This is a genomic window from Cupriavidus mimosae, from assembly GCF_023952485.1.
In the GTDB taxonomy this organism is placed as follows: domain Bacteria; phylum Pseudomonadota; class Gammaproteobacteria; order Burkholderiales; family Burkholderiaceae; genus Cupriavidus; species Cupriavidus taiwanensis_C.
This window is the reverse complement of the sequence record NZ_JALHRY010000005.1, coordinates 168,375-184,263: the sequence shown is the minus strand read 5'-3', so window position 1 is coordinate 184,263 and position 15,889 is coordinate 168,375. Positions and strand designations below refer to the sequence as shown.

The following is a 15,889-nucleotide window of genomic DNA, read 5'->3' as shown; positions in this document are numbered from 1 at the left end:
GCTTTCGCCGCACCGCAGCATGACGGAATCCTTGTCGGAACAAGGGATTAGCGCTGTCTGGCGAGCCGGATCCGCCCGCAAAATCGGCGTCGGCGCCGCCCGGCAATCAGAACCAGGCCTTTACCGTGTGCGCAATGTTCTGCCAGAAAGTGTCCGGGATCCACATCAGGCTGGCCGTCATGACCAGGTAGCGCAAGAACTTGCCGACCGCCATCCAGGCCAGGCTGGGCCAGAACGACAGGCGCAGCCACCCGGCCAAAGTGCACAGTGGATCACCAACCCCGGGCAGCCACGACAGCAGCAGCGTGGGCGGACCCAGCCGGCGCATCCAGCGGAAGTAGCGGGCATCGAGCTTGGGCTTGGGCGGCTTGCGCGCGTGAGCGCGGTGCTCCAGGTGTTCGGCCTCGTGCTCGCGCGCGCGGCGCCGCTTGTGGTAGCGCACCAGTGCCAGCTTGGCCGCGTAGCCCAGCCACCAGTCGATCGCGCCGCCAACGGTATTGCCGGCGGTGGCCACCAGGACCGCCGGCCAGAACATCTGCGGATTGAGCTTGACGTAGCCGAACACGGCGGGTTCGGAGCCCAGCGGCAGCAAGGTGGCCGACACCAGGCTGACCATGAAGATCGCGGGCAGGCCTACCTTGGGCAAGGCAATGGTTTCAAACAGCCAGTCGAAGAAGGCTTCCATGTATGAGGACAGGACCGGTGGCGCGGCTCATTCTAGCGGGCCGTGCCCCAAACGGGGCGCGGGCAAACCACATGGCACCTGTGCGGGATTTGTGATTAACTGTTAGAGCCTGTCGCGGCCAAACGTTCGCCGGCCGTGCCGATGCGCCGGACGCAAGGTTCGCTGGCGCACCAACAGCAGTTGCAGCGGCAGCACCAATATCACGAATTAGCCGTCCTATAGCCGTCTTAAGCGGCAGTACCGCGTCGTGGCCAGTCCCGCGCTTTGCCTTGGGGATCTGGGTATTGGTCATGCGCGTCCACCCCACATGGAGACAAGCATGGCGATTCCGATCCGCCTGACGGTCAACGGCAAGCCCGTTGACGCGCAGGTAGAACCCAACACCCTACTGGTCCAGTTCCTGCGCGAACAGCTGCGCCTGACCGGCACCCACGTCGGCTGCGACACCGCGCAATGCGGCGCCTGCACGGTCCACCTGGACGGCCGGGCGGTCAAGTCGTGCAACATCCTGGCGCTGCAGGCGGACGGCGCCACCGTGACCACCATCGAAGGGCTGGCCGGGGACAAGGTCGGCAACGGCCTGCACCCGATGCAGGAAGCGTTCCGCGAATGCCACGGGCTGCAATGCGGCTTCTGCACGCCGGGCATGGTGATGAGCGCGACCGCACTGGTCCAGGAACATCCCGACGCCGACGCCGCCACCATCCGCAAGCACCTGGAAGGCAACCTGTGCCGCTGCACCGGTTACCACAACATCGTGCGCGCGGTGCAACAGGGCCAGGCGGGCATGCAGGCCAGCGCTGAATAAGGGAGACCGCCATGAACGCACCCGAGAACCAGCGCCTGGTGGGCGCCTCCGTCAAGCGCAAGGAAGACTATCGCTACCTGACCGGCAACGGCCAGTACACCGACGACATCGTGCTGCCGCAGCAGAGCTACGGGTACTTCCTGCGCTCGCCGTATGCGCACGCGCGCATCCGTTCGATCGACAAGACCGAGGCACTGGCCGCGCCCGGCGTGATCGCCGTGCTGACCGGCGACGACCTCGCCGCCGACAAGGTGGGCGGCCTGCCGTGCGGCTGGCTGATCCACAGCATCGACGGCACGCCGATGAAAGAGCCGCCGCACCCGGTGATCGCCCACGGCAAGGTGCGCCACGTGGGCGACCAGGTGGCGCTGGTGATCGCCGAGACGCTGCAGCAGGCGCGCGACGCCGCCGAGAAGATCGAGGTCGACTACGAAGAACTGCCCGCCGTGGTCCGCGCCGCCGATGCCGCGTCGGCGCCGACGCTGGTGCATGACGACGTGCCGGCCAACACCTGCTACACCTGGGGCCACGGCGACAAGGCCGCCACCGACGCCGCCTTCGCCAGCGCCGCGCACGTAACCACGCTGGAGATCGTCAACAACCGGCTGATCCCCAACGCGATCGAGCCACGAGCGGTCAACGCCAGCTATACGCGCCAGGACGACAGCTACACCGTCTACGTCGCCAACCAGAACCCGCACGTCGAACGCCTGCTGATGGGCGCGTTCGTGCTGGGGCTGCCGGAATCGCGGCTGCGCATCATCGCGCCCGACGTCGGCGGCGGCTTCGGCTCCAAGATCTTCCTGTATCCGGAAGACGTGGCGCTGACGTGGGCATCGAAGAAGGTCGGCCGCCCGGTCAAGTGGACCGCGGACCGTAGCGAATCCTTCCTGACCGACGCGCATGGCCGCGACCATGTCACCAGGGCCGAGCTGGCGCTCGACGCCGACGGCAAGTTCCTGGCCATGCGGGTGCATACGGTCGCCAACATGGGCGCCTACCTGTCGACCTTTGCCAGCAGCGTGCCGACCATTCTCTATGCGACGCTGCTGGCCGGCCAGTACGCCACCCCGGCGATCTATGCGGAGGTCAAGGCGGTGTTCACCAACACCGCGCCGGTCGATGCCTACCGCGGCGCGGGGCGGCCCGAAGCGACCTTCGTGGTCGAACGCCTGGTCGAAACCGCCGCGCGCGAGCTGAACATCGATCCGGCCGAACTGCGCCGCAAGAACTTCATCCGCCAGTTCCCGTACGCAACCCCGGTGGGCCTGACCTACGACACCGGCGACTATGAGCCGTGCCTGGCGCGCGCGCAAGAGCTGGCCGACGTCAAGGGCTTCCCGGCGCGGCGCGACGAGGCGAAGCAGCGCGGCAAGCTGCGCGGCCTCGGTTATTCCTGCTACATCGAGGCCTGCGGGCTGGCGCCTTCCAACATCGCCGGCGCGCTTGGCGCACGTGCCGGCCTGTTCGAGGTGGGCGAGATCCGCGTGCACCCGACCGGCACGGTGACGGTCTTCACCGGCTCGCACAGCCATGGCCAGGGGCACGAAACCACTTTCGCGCAAGTGGTGGCCGACCGCCTCGGGCTGCAGCTCGACCAGGTCGAGATCGTGCACGGCGACACCGGGCGCGTGCCGTTCGGCATGGGCACCTACGGCTCGCGCTCGCTGGCGGTGGGCGGCTCCGCCATCGTCAAGGCGCTCGACAAGATCGAGGCCAAGGCCAAGAAGATCGCCGCGCACCTGCTGGAGGCGTCGGACAGCGACATCGAGTTCAGCAACGGCGTGTTCCGCGTGGCCGGCACCGACCGCACCAAGACCTTCGGCGAAGTCGCGCTGAGCGCCTACGTGCCGCACAACTACCCGCTCGACAAGCTCGAGCCGGGCCTGAACGAAAACGCCTTCTACGACCCGACCAACTTCACCTACCCGTCGGGCGCCTATGTGTGCGAGGTGGAGGTCGACCCCGACACCGGCGCGTCGCAGGTGGTCAAGTTCACCGCGGTCGACGACTTCGGCAACATCATCAACCCGATGATCGTCGAGGGCCAGGTGCATGGCGGCATCGGCCAGGGGCTGGGCCAGGCCATGCTGGAGCAGTGCGTCTACGACCACGACAGCGGCCAGCTGCTGACCGGCTCGTACATGGACTACGCCATGCCGCGCGCCGGCGACCTGCCCGACTTCACCGTCGAGACCGCCAGCGGCACGCCCTGCACGCACAACCCGCTGGGAGTGAAGGGCTGCGGCGAGGCCGGCGCGATCGGCTCGCCGCCGGCATTCATCAACGCGCTGGTCGATGCGCTGTCGCCGCTGGGCGTGAAGGATGTGCAGATGCCCGCCACGCCGCATCGCGTGTGGCAGGCGATCCAGGCCGCGCAACCCCAACCCTGAGCCACCGCACCGCAAAGGAAACCGACATGTACGCATTCAACTTTGAACGCGCCGCGGATGCCAAGGCGGCGGTGGCCAAGCTCAAGGCCGATCCCGACGCCAAGTTCCTCGGCGGCGGCCAGAGCCTGCTGGCGGCGATGAAGCTGCGGCTGGCATCGCCGTCGACGCTGGTCGACGTCGCGCGCATTCCCGGCATGGCCGAGATCCGCGTCGAAGGCAAGGAGATCGTCATCGGTGCCGCCGCGCGCCATGCCGACGTGGAAGCCAACGCCGAGGTGCGCCAGCGCATCCCGGCGCTGGCGGCGCTGGCCGGCGGCATCGGCGACCGGCAGGTGCGCGCGATGGGCACCATCGGCGGCGCGCTGGCCAATGACGATCCCGCTGCGGACTACCCCGCCGGCGTGCTGGGACTGGGCGCGACCGTGGTCACCGACCGCCGCAGCATCGCGGCCGACGACTTCTTCAAGGGCCTCTATGAGACCGCGCTGGAAGCCGACGAGCTGATTACCGCGGTACGCTTCCCGATACCGGACCAGGCCGCCTACGCCAAGTTTGCCAACCCGGCGTCGCGTTTCGCGCTGGTCGGCGTGCTGGTGGCGCGCACCGGCAACGCGGTGCGCGTCGCGGTCACCGGCGCGGCCGACAGCGTGTTCCGGTGCCAGCCGCTGGAGCAGGCGCTGTCGGCAAACTTCACCGCGCAGGCGGCGCGCGGAGTGAAGGTCGACGCCGGGACGCTGAATACTGACCTGCATGCTTCGGCAGAGTACCGGGCGCATCTGATTCCGGTGCTGGCGGCAAGGGCGGTGGAGGCGGCGGTGAAGGGGTAGCGTTTCTCCACTGCCGCATGTTGTCTCCCCTCTCCCGCCTGGCGGGAGAGGGGTTGGGGGAGAGGGCCGGCGCTTGAATCAGGCGTTGTCGCGGGCGAACCTCCTGCCCTCCCCCCCGCCCCTCTCCCGCAAGCGGGAGAGGGGAGCAAACCGACGGCGCGCTGGTTGCGTCGGCACACACGATCGCTTCATGCTCCCCACCTCCATCGACCAAACCCTCGCCCAGCTCGAGCACCAGCAATATTTCGCCGACCGCGAAACCGCCACGGTGCTCTACCTGGCCCTGCGCATGCAGCGCCCGCTGTTCCTCGAAGGCGAGCCCGGCGTCGGCAAGACGGCACTGGCGCAAGCCATGGCGGGCGTGCTCGGCACGCGCCTGCTGCGGCTGCAGTGCTATGAGGGACTTGACGCCGCCAGCGCGCTGTATGAATGGGACTACCCGCGCCAGATCATGGCGCTGCGCCTGGCCGAGGCCCGCGGCGAGCGGCCCGAGGCGCAATCGCTGTACCACGACGACTACCTGCTCAAGCGCCCGCTGCTGGAGTCGCTGCTGCCCGATCCCGCCGCACCGGGCGTGCCGCGCGTGCTGCTGATCGACGAGATCGACCGCGCCGACGAGCCATTCGAAGCCTTCCTGCTCGAGGTGCTGTCCGAATTCCAGGTGTCGATTCCCGAGATCGGCGTGATCCGCGCCGAGCGCCCGCCGCTGATCGTGATCACCTCCAACCGCACGCGCGAGGTCCACGACGCGCTCAAGCGCCGCTGCCTGTACCAGTGGGTTGGCTATCCCGACCGCGACCGCGAATTGCAGATCGTCGCCGCGCGCGCGCCCGAGGCCGCGGCCGCGCTGCAGGCGCAGGCGATCGACTTCGTGCACCGGCTGCGCGGCATCGACCTGTTCAAGGCGCCCGGCATCGCCGAGGCCATCGACTGGTGCCGCGCGCTGGCGGCGCTGGGTGTAACCGAGCTTGACCCGCAATCGGTGCGCGACACGCTGGGCGTGCTGCTCAAATACCAGGACGACCTGGCGCGCGTCGACGGCCCCACAGTGGCGGAACTGCTGGCGGGCGCCGCGCCGGGAGGCTGAGCCGTGCCCATGCTGCACGCCGCGGCGCGCAGCGGCGGTCCGCATGCAGGACTGCCGGTGCTGGCGCGCAACGTCACCCACTTCATGCGGCTGCTGCGCGACGGCGGCTTCGCCCTGTCGCCGGCGCACGCGGTCGATGCGCTGGCGGCGCTGCGGCTGGTCGATATCGGCCAGCGCGACGAGGTGCGCGCCGCGCTGGCGGCGCTGGTGCTGTCCGGCCCCGACCAGCGCCCGCTGTTCGATGCTGCCTTCGACCTGTTCTGGCGCGACCCCGACTGGGAAGGCAAGCTGCGCGCGCTGCTGCTGCCGCGCGTCGACGCGGGCACGCCGCCGCCGAAGCGCAGCAACCGGCTGGCCGATGCGCTGGCCGCGCGCCAGCCCGATATGCCCGCGCGCCCGGCGCAGACCGAGGCGGAACGCATCCACGTGCCGCTGACCTTCTCCGACCAGGAACGCCTGGCGCAGCGCGATTTCGAAACCCTGACCGCGCAGGAATGGCGCGCGCTGCAGCATCTGGTGCGCACCCGCCGCACTCACCTTGCGCTGCAGCGCACGCGCCGGCTGCGCGCCGCCACCTGCGGCACCCACGCCGACCTGCGCGCCAGCGCGCGCCTGGCGGTGCGCCAGCACGGCGAGTGGCTGCGCTGGAAATTCCGCAAGCATGCCGAGCGCAAGCCGCCGCTGGTGCTGCTGCTCGATATCTCGGGCTCGATGAGCCAGTACTCGCGCGCGGTGCTGTACTTCTGCCATGCGCTGATGCAGTCGCGCGAGCGGCTGTCGGTGTTCCTGTTCGGTACGCGGCTGACCAATATCACCCGCTCGCTGCGCGAGCGCGACCCCGACGAAGCCGTCGCCGTGATTACAAGCCAGGTGCGCGACTGGGCCGGCGGCACCCGCATCGGCGCCGCGCTGGCGAGCTTCAACCGCCACTGGGCGCGCCGCACGCTGTCCGGCCGCGCCACGGTGCTGCTGGTCACCGACGGCCTCGACCACGAACATATCGACCTGCTCGGCGACGAAATGGCTCGCTTGCGCCGCTTTGCCCATCGCATCGTCTGGCTCAACCCGCTGCTGCGCTACCCTGGATTCGCGCCGCAGGCGCGCGGCGTGCAGGCGATCCTGCCGCATGTCGATGCGCTGCGCCCCGCGCACAACCTGGATAGCCTGCTGGCGCTCGAATCCCTGCTGTCCGACCAGGGCGGGCCCGCGCGGGCCGGCGCCCCCAACCCGCCAAGAAAGGAAACCCCGCCATGGAAATGAACCAGAGCCAGCGCCTGCCGGTCCCGCAGCAGGTAGCATGGGAAGCGCTCAACGACACCGAACTGCTCAAGCAATGCATCCCCGGATGTGAGAGTATCGAGCCCGACGGCGAACATGCCTACCTGCTGGCCATGACAGCCGCGGTGGGCCCGGTCAAGGCGCGCTTCAAGGGCCGCATGGCGCTGGAAGACATCCAGGCGCCCGACAGCTACACCATCCGCTTCGACGGCCAGGGTGGCGCGGCGGGCTTCGGCAAGGGCAGTGCCCGGGTCCGGCTGGAACCAGACGGCGATGAAACTGTCCTGACCTATACCGTCAACGCCCAGGTGGGGGGCAAGATCGCCCAGATCGGCTCGCGGCTGGTGGACGCCGCGGCACGCAAGATGGCTGACACCTTCTTTGCGCGCTTTACCGAGGCCGTCACCCCTGACGCCACAGACAGCACGCCAGCGGCCGAGGGCGCCCCCGCCGCAGCCGCCGGCGACAACTCCGATAACGAACCGACAGAACAAGCGAAGCGGAAACGATCATGGACAGCGTGGATCTCGAAGTCCTGAAGAACAGCGTGCAGTGGCAGCAGCAAGGCCACCGCGTGCTGCTGGTGACGGTAGTGCGGACCTGGGGCTCGTCGCCCCGGCCCGAGGGTGCGATGCTGGCCGTGCGCGACGACGGCCTGGTGGTGGGCTCGGTCTCGGGCGGCTGCATCGAGGACGACATCATTGACCGCGTGCGCCGGCAAGGCATTACCTCGGACCGTCCCGAAGCGATCAAGTACGGCATCAGCGCCGAGGAGGCGCACCGCTTTGGCCTGCCGTGCGGCGGCACCATCGAGCTGGTCGCCGAGCCGCTCAAGCCGGCCAGCGGCATTGCCGAACTGCTCGATGCCGTGGAGAACGGCCGCCTGGTCGCGCGCACGCTGGACATGGCCACGGGCGTGGCCACGCTGGGCCCGGCCAATGCCACCGACGGGCTGGCGTTCGACGGCAAGACCCTGCTCACCATCCACGGCCCGCGCTACCGCATGCTGGTGATCGGCGCCGGGCAGTTGTCCAAGTACCTGTGCCAGATCGCTGTCGGCCTCGGCTTCCAGGTCACCGTGTGCGACCCGCGCGAGGAATACACCGAGACCTGGGACATCCCCGGCGTCACCATGGTACGCACCATGCCGGACGACACCGTCACCGACATGAAGCTGGACGAGCGCTGCGCGGTGATCGCGCTGACGCACGACCCCAAGCTGGACGACCTGGCGCTGATGGAAGCGCTGCGCACGCGCGCCTTCTATGTGGGCGCGCTGGGGTCGCGCCGCAACAACCAGGCGCGCCGCGAACGGCTCAAGGAGTTCGACCTGACCGAGCTGCAGCTGGCACGGCTGCACGGCCCGGTGGGCATCTATATCGGCAGCCGCACGCCGCCGGAGATCGCGATCTCGATCCTGGCCGAGGTGATCGCGGCCAAGAACCATGTGTCGCTGCCCGACATCCTGCAGGTGGAAGGCGCCAAGGCCGCGCGCGAAATGGCTGCCAGCACCGGCAGCAGCTGCGACGTGGCGCCCGATCCTGCCTGACGACCCCGCGAGTGCCGCCATGACCGCCGCCCCCAACGCTCCCCTGCTCCGCACCGACCTGCCCACCGGCATCCTGCTGGCCGCGGGCTTCGGCCGCCGCTTCGATGCCGCCGGCCAGCGCAACAAGCTGCTCGAGCTGCTCCCCGGCGGACGCTCCGTCGCCTGGCGCAGCGCCCGCACGCTGGCCGCGGCGCTGCCCGAATCGATTGCCGTGATCCGCCCCGGCAACCCGGCGCTGGCGGAAGAACTGCGCCGCGGCGGCTGCCGCGTGCTGGAAGCGCCCGAGGCCGAAGCCGGCATGGGCGCGGCGCTGCGTGCCGCCGTGGCGGCAACGCCCGAAGCGCGCGGCTGGGTCGTGGCGCTGGCCGACATGCCTTGGCTGCCGATGGAACTGATCCGCGCGGTGGCGCTGACCATCACCACACCCGACACCATCGCCGCGCCATGGCGCAACGGGCAACGCGGCCATCCGGTGGGCTTTGGCGCGGCCTGGCGCGACGCCCTGCTGGCGCTGGACGGCGACGAAGGCGCGCGCGCGCTGCTGAAGGACAAGCCGGTGACGCGGATCCTGACCGAGGACGAGGGCGCGTTCCGGGATATCGATACGCCGGCGGATCTGCGCTGAAGCTGAGGCACCCTCGCATTCCGCCGGTGTGCTCCCCTCTCCCGCGCGCGGGAGAGGGTTGGGGTGAGGGCGGGCGGTGGCAATAGCGATGGCCTTCACTTCGTTGATGCTCCCACCCTCACCCCAACCCTCTCCCGCAAGCGGGAGAGGGAGTACACAAGGGGGAGGTTAGAGGGCTACAGGCAGCGCCGCCGCTGCGTGTTTTCGAACGGCAACGCTGCGAGCCACGCCGCAAGCCGCCTCAGCCGCCGCCCTGCTGCGCCTCCGCCATCTCGCTCGTCTTCACCGCCATGATGAAATCATTGCGGTGCAGGCCCTTGATCTTCTTGGTGCGCCAAGACACCGTCGCATGTCCCCAGCCGAAGCTGATCTCGGGATGATGCCCCTGCGCCTCGGCCAGCTGGCCGACGCCGCTCACGAACGCCAGCGCCTGCGCGAAATTGCCGAAGCTGAAACGCCGCTCGAGCCGCGTCGCGCCATCGGCCAGTTCCCAGCCGGGCGCCTGCTGCAGCAGGGCCTCGGCCTCGTCGGGCGTCAGCGGTGGCACGCCGCCGCGGCAAGGCGTGCAGGATTGCGTTGCCAGGTTTTCGCTCATGGTCTTGCTCCCCGACCGCAAGGCGCCCTGCCTTATGCGCCTTCGGTCTCGGTCAGTGCGCGCAGGTACTCTTGGCTCCACCAGTGCACATCCTGCGCGCGGATGCGCTCCAGCAGTTTCTGGTGGCGCTGCTGGCGCTCGGCCAGCGGCATGTGCAGCGCCTGCTGGATCGCCTGCGCGGTGGCGCGCGTGTCGTAGGGATTGACCAGCAGCGCCTCGCGCAGCTGCTCGGCCGCGCCGGCAAAGCGCGACAGCACCAGCACGCCCGGATCCTCCGGGTCCTGCGCGGCGATGAATTCCTTGGCCACCAGGTTCATGCCGTCGCGCAGCGGCGTCACCAGCGCCACGCGGCTGGCGCGGCACAGCCCGGGCAGCCGCTTGCGCGCGGTGGTGCGATGGATATAGCGCACCGGCATCCAGTCGAGCTCCCCGAACTCGCCGTTGATCGAGCCGCTCAGCTGCTCCATCTCGCGGCGCAGGTCGACGTAGGCGTCGACCGATTCGCGCGAGGGCGCGGCGATCTGCACCAGCGTTGCGCTCGAGCGGTTCTCGGGGTACTCGGCCAGCAGCCGGTAGAACGCCTTGAGCCGCTGCGGCAGGCCCTTGGAATAGTCGAGCCGGTCGATGCCCAGCAGCAGCCGGCGGCGCGCATATTGCGCGCACATCATCTCGTAGGTTTCCTGCGCTTCCTCGCCGCGGCCCAGTTCCATGAACTCGTCGACGTCGATGCCGATCGGGAACGCCTGCGCCCGCACCGTGCGGTGGAAGGCGCGGTAGCGATGCTCGCCCATCGGCTCGGCCTGCGCTTCGGCCTGCACGTAGCGCGAGAAATGCTCGACGTCGGCATGGCTCTGGAAGCCGAGCAGGTCGTAGGCGAACAGCGCGCGCATCAGCCACTCGTGCTGCGGGATCGCGGCCAGGATCAGCGGCGGTGGCAGCGGCACGTGCAGGAAGAAGCCGATCTTCTGCCCGCAGCCGATCGCGCGCAGCTCGGACGCCAGCGGGATCAGGTGGTAGTCGTGGATCCAGATGATGTCGTCGGGCTGCAGCAGCGGTGCCAGCTTGCGCGCGAACAGCTGGTTCACGCGCCGGTAGCCGTTGAGGAAGTTGGAATCGAAATCCGCCAGGTCGAGCCGGTAGTGGAACACCGGCCACAGCACGCCGTTGCTGTAGCCCAGGTAGTAGGCGTCGTGGTCCTCGCGGCTCAGGTCGACGGTGGCCAGCGTGACGTTGCCGGCCTGCTGCAGGTGCAGGTCGCCTTCGCCGGGGGTGCCACCCTGGGCGGTTTCCAGCGCCTTGCCGCTCCAGCCGAACCACAGGCCGCCGGTCTGCCGCAGGGCCTCGGACAGCGCGACGGCCAGGCCGCCCGCGGCGACGTTGCGTGGATCTGCGACCCGGTTGGATACCGCTACAAGTCTTGGCATAGATGTTTTTCTTCAGTTCCTTGTTCTTGGTGCCGGCACTGCGTGCCGTGCGCGGATGCCGCCCCCCACTCATTCATCGCCGCTCAGATCACCGTATCCCACGGCGCCGACAGCCGCATGGCGCCATTGATCAGCCCGACCATCGAATAGGTCTGCGGGAAATTGCCCCACATCTCGCCGGTCACCGGATGGGTATCCTCGGACAGCAGTCCGAGCGGGTTGCGCGCGGCCAGCATGGCCTCGAAGATTTCGCGCGCCTGCTCGCGGCGGCCGATGCGCGCGAGCGCGTCGATGCGCCAGAAGGTACAGATATTGAAGGCGGTCTCAGGCTTGCCGAAATCGTCCGGGGCCTCGTAGCGGCGCATGTAGGGGCCATCGCACAGCGAGGTCTCAAGCGCCTTGACGGTGGCGATGAAGCGCGGGTCGCGCGGGTCGATGAAATTGACCTCGGCCATCAGCAGCACGCTGGCGTCGAGCTCGCGGCCACCGAAGCTTTCGGCGAAGGCCTGGCGCGACTCGCTCCACGACTCGGCCAGGATGCGTTCCTTCATGTGGTTGGCGTGGCCGTGCCAGTAGGCGGCGCGCTCGGGCAGCACCAGCTTCTCGGCCACCTTGGCGAGCCGGTCGCAGGCGGCCCAGCTCATCAGCGCCGACGAGGTATGCACGCGCGCCCGCGTGCGCAGCTCCCACATGCCGGCGTCGGGGGTGCCGAACACCCGCACCGCCTGCTCGCCGACCGCTTCGAGGCGGCCGAACTCAGCCGCGCCGCCGCGATGCAGCAGCCGGTGGTCATGGAAGGCCTGCGCCGCGCCCAGCACCACGTTGCCATAGACGTCGTGCTGGAAGTGCTCCTGCGCCTGGTTGCCGACCCGCACCGGTCCCATGCCGCGATAGCCGGGCAGGTGGTCGAGCATGCTTTCGGGCAGCTCGCGCTCCAGGCCGATGCCGTACAGCGGCTGGATATGGCCGTCCTGCGACTGCATCACCACGTTGGACAGCCAGCGCAGGTAGTCCTCCATGGTGCCGACCTCGGACAGGCTGTTGAGCGCGCGCACCACGAAGAAGGCATCGCGCAGCCAGCAGAAGCGGTAGTCCCAGTTGCGGCCGCTGCCCGGCGCTTCCGGAATGCTGGTGGTCATGGCCGCGACGATCGCGCCGGTCTCTTCGTACAGCGACATCTTCAGCGTGATCGCGGCGCGGATTACCGCGTCCTGCCATTCGCGCGGCACCGCCAGGCGGCGGCTCCACAGGCGCCAGTAAGCGGTGGTTTCCTGCTCGAAATCGCGCGCGGTCTCTTCGACGCCGTGCGCCAGGGTCTCGTCCGGGCCCAGGATGAAGTTATGCCCGCGCGTGACCAGGAACGGCGTGTGCGACAGCACGTAGGCAAGCGGCGCGTCGGTGGTCATGCGCAGCGTCATGTCGTCGCCGATGTAGCGCACGTGGCTGCTGCCGCGCGTGATCTGCGGCGCCTTGCGGCCCCATTCGAAGCGCGGCGCCACCACCACGCGCACGCGCGGCGCGCCGCGCACCGGGCGGATGCGGCGCACCAGCGTGGTCGGTCGGAAATAGCGCCCGAGCCGGAAAAAGCGCGGGGCGAAATCGGTGATCTCCAGGCAGTTGCCGTGGATGTCCGTCAGCCGCGTGCGCAGCACCGCGGTATTGGGCTCGTACCACTGCCGCGACGAATGGAAGTCCTCGATCTCGATCGAAAAATGGCCGGCGTTCTCGCTCGGGTCCAGCAGCGCATTGAACACCGGGTCGCCGTCGAAGCGCGGCAGGCAAGACCAGACGATGCGTCCACGGCAATCGACCAGCGCCGAGATGGCGCAGTTGCCGATCATGCCAAGCGACAGCGACGGGTTGGCGAAGCGCGTACCGCCGTCGACGGTTCGGTTCACGCCTTCGGTGGGCGGCTTGCCCAGCTCGGCCGGGCTGCTCGGGTTGGTCACGGCAGGTTCTCCGTTACGATGTCGTGGGGCGCCGGCCCGGGCCTGGTCCGGCCTCGTGGGGCACGGCGCGCGGTGCGCCGGCGCTTGCGGATGACGCCAGCGCACGCGCCGAGCGGTGCAGCCAGCTGCGCAGCGCGGCCGGACCGGGCACGCTCACCGCGGCGACGGTCTCGCGCTGGCCCACCAGCACGCCCAGCCCGCCCAGCTTGCGCACCGCGGCAAAGCCGGGCTCATCGGTCATGTCGTCGCCGGCAAAGAGCGGCACGCGCTCGGCAAACGGCGCGGCCTTCATGAAGGCCGCTATGGCATCGCCCTTGTCGACGCCGGCCGGCTTGATCTCGACCACCATCTTGCCCGGCAGCGCTTCCAGGCCGACGGCATGGCGCAATACGTCAGTGACCGCGGCATCGACGATGCCGGCCAGCTCGGGCGCCTGCCGGTAGTGGATCGCGACCGCGACGGACTTGCGCTCCAGCCGCAGCGCCGGGTAGGCGCGCACCAGCGCTTCCAGGTGGGGAATCAGCGGTTCGAGCCCGGGGGCGTGGGTCTTGGACACCATGCCGCCGTCGGTGCGGAATTCGGCGCCGTGGATGCCGGCCGCGGGCAATTGCAGCGGCTGCAGGAAGTGGTCGAGTTCGAGGATCGGCCGCCCGGAGATGACGGCCAGCGCGCCGTCCAGACGCTGGTACAGCGTGCGCAGGGTGCCGACCAGTTCTGGTTCGACCTGCACCAGTTCGGGCCGCGGGGCCAGGTCGGCCAGCGTGCCGTCGAAGTCGAGAAACAGGGCGGTATTGGGTTCGATTAGCGGTAGCTGTGGCATCGCGTGACACCGTAACACGTCGTTTTGACCGGCGTCCACCGGGCGCCGTCCTACATGGCGCAAGCGCAACCCGGGGCCGATGCAAGTCCGGTGCCGGCCCGACCGGCCGCCCGCAACATGCCTCGAGTGAATGCCGATCCACTCCGCCGGCGCGGCTCCCGCGACGCGGCCACCAGGCGGCGGCTGCACCGCCCCGGCCGGGTGCGCCAGGCCGGCATCCTTTATCATTGACGGTTTCCGCCAGAATTTCCCGGCTTTTTTTGCGCGCCAATGGCGCGCGCCGGCCAGCCCCGAGACCATGACCCGCCAGTCCGCCGCCCGACCCGATTACCTGAAGAAGATCCTGACCGCCAAGGTCTATGACGTGGCGCAGGAGACCGAACTGACCTACGCGCACCAGCTGTCGGCCCGCACCGGCAACTCGGTCTGGTTCAAGCGCGAGGATACCCAGCCGGTCTTCTCCTTCAAGCTGCGCGGCGCGTACAACAAGATGGCCTCGCTGTCGCCGGAAGAGCTCAAGCGCGGCGTGATCGCCGCATCGGCCGGCAACCACGCCCAGGGCGTGGCGCTGGCCGCGGCCCGGCTGCAATGCAAGGCCATCATCGCGATGCCGGTGACCACGCCGCAGGTGAAGATCGACGCCGTGCGCGAGCGCGGCGGCCAGTGGGTCGAGATCATGCTGCACGGCGAGTCCTACAGCGACGCCTACAACCACGCCGCGGTGCTGGAGAAGAAGCACAAGCTGACCTTCATCCACCCGTTCGACGACCCCGAGGTGATCGCCGGCCAGGGCACCATCGCCATGGAAATCCTGCGCCAGCACCCCGGCCCGATCCATGCCGTGTTCGTCGCCATCGGCGGCGGCGGGCTGATCTCCGGCGTCGCCGCGTACATCAAGGCGGTGCGCCCCGAGATCAAGGTCATCGGCGTGCAGACCGTCGATTCGGACGCGATGAAGCGCTCGGTCGATGCCGGCAAGCGCATCGAACTGAAGGAAGTGGGCCTGTTCTCGGACGGCACCGCGGTGAAGCTGGTCGGCAAGGAGACCTTCCGCGTCACGCGCGAACTGGTCGACGACATCATCCTGTGCGATACCGACGCGATCTGCGCGGGCGTGAAGGACGTGTTCCAGGACACCCGCAGCATTCTCGAGCCGGCCGGCGCGCTGGCGGTGGCCGGCCTGAAGGCGTACGCCGAGCGCGAGAAGCTCAAGGGCCAGCACCTGGTGGCGATCGCCTGCGGCGCCAACATGAACTTCGACCGCCTGCGCTTCGTCGCCGAACGCGCCGAGGTGGGCGAGGCCCGCGAAGGCGTGTTCGCGGTGACCATCCCGGAAGAGCGCGGCAGCTTCAAGCGCTTCTGCGAGCTGGTGGGGACGCGCAACGTGACCGAGTTCAATTACCGCATCGCCGACACCAGCATGGCGCATATCTTCGTCGGCGTGCAGATCGCCAGCCGCGCCGAGAACGACAAGATCGCCGCCAGCTTCCGCAAGCATGGCTTCGACACGCTCGACCTGTCCAATGACGAGCTCGCCAAGCAGCATATCCGCTACATGGTGGGCGGCCGCTCGGCGCTGGCGCACGACGAGTTGCTGTACCGCTTCGAGTTCCCGGAGCGCCCGGGCGCGCTGATGAAGTTCCTGTCGAGCATGAGCCCGAACTGGAACATCAGCCTGTTCCACTACCGCAACCAGGGCGCCGACACTTCCAACATCCTGGTCGGCATCCAGGTGCCCAAGAACGAGAAGCGCGCCTTCCGCGCCTTCCTTTCGACGCTGGGTTACGTACACTGGGACGAGACCGACAACCCGGTGTACAAGCTGTTCCTGTCCTGATCCCGCCGAGCG

14 protein-coding genes are annotated in these 15,889 nt (G+C 69.0%); 9 read left to right on the top strand and 5 right to left on the bottom strand.

What is annotated here, in order from left to right; genetic code table 11:
• Window positions 1-106: 106 nt before the first annotated feature.
• Complete coding sequence (locus MKD50_RS11510) at window positions 107-685, bottom strand: YqaA family protein (protein WP_240073712.1); 579 nt, start codon at window positions 683-685, stop codon at window positions 107-109.
• Between the two features lie 319 nt (window positions 686-1,004).
• Between MKD50_RS11510 and MKD50_RS11505 the strand changes: the two genes are divergently transcribed.
• The 8 genes from MKD50_RS11505 (at window position 1,005) to MKD50_RS11470 (ending at window position 9,252) form a co-directional block, all read left to right on the top strand.
• A complete protein-coding gene (locus MKD50_RS11505) occupies window positions 1,005-1,493 on the top strand; it encodes a (2Fe-2S)-binding protein (protein WP_252667173.1) in 489 nt (162 codons plus the stop codon).
• Between the two features lie 11 nt (window positions 1,494-1,504).
• Window positions 1,505-3,886, top strand: coding sequence for a xanthine dehydrogenase family protein molybdopterin-binding subunit (locus tag MKD50_RS11500; RefSeq protein WP_252667172.1), 2,382 nt, complete (start codon window positions 1,505-1,507; stop codon window positions 3,884-3,886).
• Window positions 3,887-3,912: 26 nt separating this feature from the next.
• Window positions 3,913-4,713 carry an FAD binding domain-containing protein gene (locus tag MKD50_RS11495; RefSeq protein ID WP_240073710.1) on the top strand — a complete coding sequence of 267 codons (801 nt, stop codon included), beginning with the start codon at window positions 3,913-3,915 and terminating at the stop codon, window positions 4,711-4,713.
• Between the two features lie 190 nt (window positions 4,714-4,903).
• Window positions 4,904-5,800, top strand: a complete 897-nt coding sequence (locus tag MKD50_RS11490; RefSeq protein ID WP_116378108.1) for an AAA family ATPase — start codon at window positions 4,904-4,906, stop codon at window positions 5,798-5,800.
• A gap of 9 nt (window positions 5,801-5,809) precedes the next feature.
• On the top strand, window positions 5,810-7,060 hold the full coding sequence (locus tag MKD50_RS11485) for a vWA domain-containing protein (protein WP_252667255.1): 1,251 nt from the start codon (window positions 5,810-5,812) through the stop codon (window positions 7,058-7,060).
• Window positions 7,051-7,617: an SRPBCC family protein gene (locus tag MKD50_RS11480; RefSeq protein WP_115705823.1), complete on the top strand. Its 567-nt coding sequence runs from the start codon at window positions 7,051-7,053 to the stop codon at window positions 7,615-7,617. Before MKD50_RS11485 ends, MKD50_RS11480 begins: the two co-directional genes overlap by 10 nt.
• Window positions 7,590-8,627, top strand: a complete 1,038-nt coding sequence (locus MKD50_RS11475) for an XdhC family protein (RefSeq protein ID WP_115705821.1) — start codon at window positions 7,590-7,592, stop codon at window positions 8,625-8,627. Before MKD50_RS11480 ends, MKD50_RS11475 begins: the two co-directional genes overlap by 28 nt.
• A 19-nt stretch (window positions 8,628-8,646) precedes the next feature.
• The gene (locus tag MKD50_RS11470) at window positions 8,647-9,252 is read left to right on the top strand and encodes a nucleotidyltransferase family protein (RefSeq protein ID WP_252667171.1); all 606 of its coding nucleotides are present in this window, start codon (window positions 8,647-8,649) and stop codon (window positions 9,250-9,252) included.
• Window positions 9,253-9,493: 241 nt separating this feature from the next.
• Here MKD50_RS11470 and MKD50_RS11465 read toward each other — a convergent pair whose 3' ends face one another.
• From MKD50_RS11465 to otsB, 4 genes are all read right to left on the bottom strand, one after another.
• Window positions 9,494-9,847 (bottom strand): 4a-hydroxytetrahydrobiopterin dehydratase, encoded by a 354-nt coding sequence (locus MKD50_RS11465; RefSeq protein WP_240073707.1) that lies wholly within the window; start codon window positions 9,845-9,847, stop codon window positions 9,494-9,496.
• A 32-nt stretch (window positions 9,848-9,879) separates the two neighbouring features.
• The gene (otsA, locus tag MKD50_RS11460) at window positions 9,880-11,271 is read right to left on the bottom strand and encodes an alpha,alpha-trehalose-phosphate synthase (UDP-forming) (protein WP_115705815.1); all 1,392 of its coding nucleotides are present in this window, start codon (window positions 11,269-11,271) and stop codon (window positions 9,880-9,882) included.
• Between the two features lie 83 nt (window positions 11,272-11,354).
• On the bottom strand, window positions 11,355-13,220 hold the full coding sequence (locus MKD50_RS11455) for a glycoside hydrolase family 15 protein (protein ID WP_240073706.1): 1,866 nt from the start codon (window positions 13,218-13,220) through the stop codon (window positions 11,355-11,357).
• Between the two features lie 13 nt (window positions 13,221-13,233).
• On the bottom strand, window positions 13,234-14,040 hold the full coding sequence (otsB, locus tag MKD50_RS11450) for a trehalose-phosphatase (protein WP_115705811.1): 807 nt from the start codon (window positions 14,038-14,040) through the stop codon (window positions 13,234-13,236).
• A 298-nt stretch (window positions 14,041-14,338) separates the two neighbouring features.
• On the opposite strand from otsB, the gene ilvA reads away from it, so the two are divergent.
• Window positions 14,339-15,877 (top strand): threonine ammonia-lyase, biosynthetic, encoded by a 1,539-nt coding sequence (ilvA, locus tag MKD50_RS11445; protein WP_115706203.1) that lies wholly within the window; start codon window positions 14,339-14,341, stop codon window positions 15,875-15,877.
• Window positions 15,878-15,889: the final 12 nt, after the last annotated feature.

Bases quoted from the DNA above. Each gene is read 5' to 3' on its own strand.
- MKD50_RS11475 (WP_115705821.1), top strand. From the start codon at position 7,590: ATGGACAGCGTGGATCTCGAAGTCCTGAAGAACAGCGTGCAGTGGCAG.
- otsA (WP_115705815.1), bottom strand. From the start codon at position 11,271: ATGCCAAGACTTGTAGCGGTATCCAACCGGGTCGCAGATCCACGCAAC.
- MKD50_RS11505 (WP_252667173.1), top strand. From the start codon at position 1,005: ATGGCGATTCCGATCCGCCTGACGGTCAACGGCAAGCCCGTTGACGCG.
- MKD50_RS11510 (WP_240073712.1), bottom strand. From the start codon at position 685: ATGGAAGCCTTCTTCGACTGGCTGTTTGAAACCATTGCCTTGCCCAAG.
- ilvA (WP_115706203.1), top strand. From the start codon at position 14,339: ATGACCCGCCAGTCCGCCGCCCGACCCGATTACCTGAAGAAGATCCTG.
- otsB (WP_115705811.1), bottom strand. From the start codon at position 14,040: ATGCCACAGCTACCGCTAATCGAACCCAATACCGCCCTGTTTCTCGAC.
- MKD50_RS11490 (WP_116378108.1), top strand. From the start codon at position 4,904: ATGCTCCCCACCTCCATCGACCAAACCCTCGCCCAGCTCGAGCACCAG.
- MKD50_RS11495 (WP_240073710.1), top strand. From the start codon at position 3,913: ATGTACGCATTCAACTTTGAACGCGCCGCGGATGCCAAGGCGGCGGTG.
- MKD50_RS11485 (WP_252667255.1), top strand. From the start codon at position 5,810: ATGCTGCACGCCGCGGCGCGCAGCGGCGGTCCGCATGCAGGACTGCCG.
- MKD50_RS11480 (WP_115705823.1), top strand. From the start codon at position 7,051: ATGGAAATGAACCAGAGCCAGCGCCTGCCGGTCCCGCAGCAGGTAGCA.
- MKD50_RS11465 (WP_240073707.1), bottom strand. From the start codon at position 9,847: ATGAGCGAAAACCTGGCAACGCAATCCTGCACGCCTTGCCGCGGCGGC.
- MKD50_RS11500 (WP_252667172.1), top strand. From the start codon at position 1,505: ATGAACGCACCCGAGAACCAGCGCCTGGTGGGCGCCTCCGTCAAGCGC.
- MKD50_RS11470 (WP_252667171.1), top strand. From the start codon at position 8,647: ATGACCGCCGCCCCCAACGCTCCCCTGCTCCGCACCGACCTGCCCACC.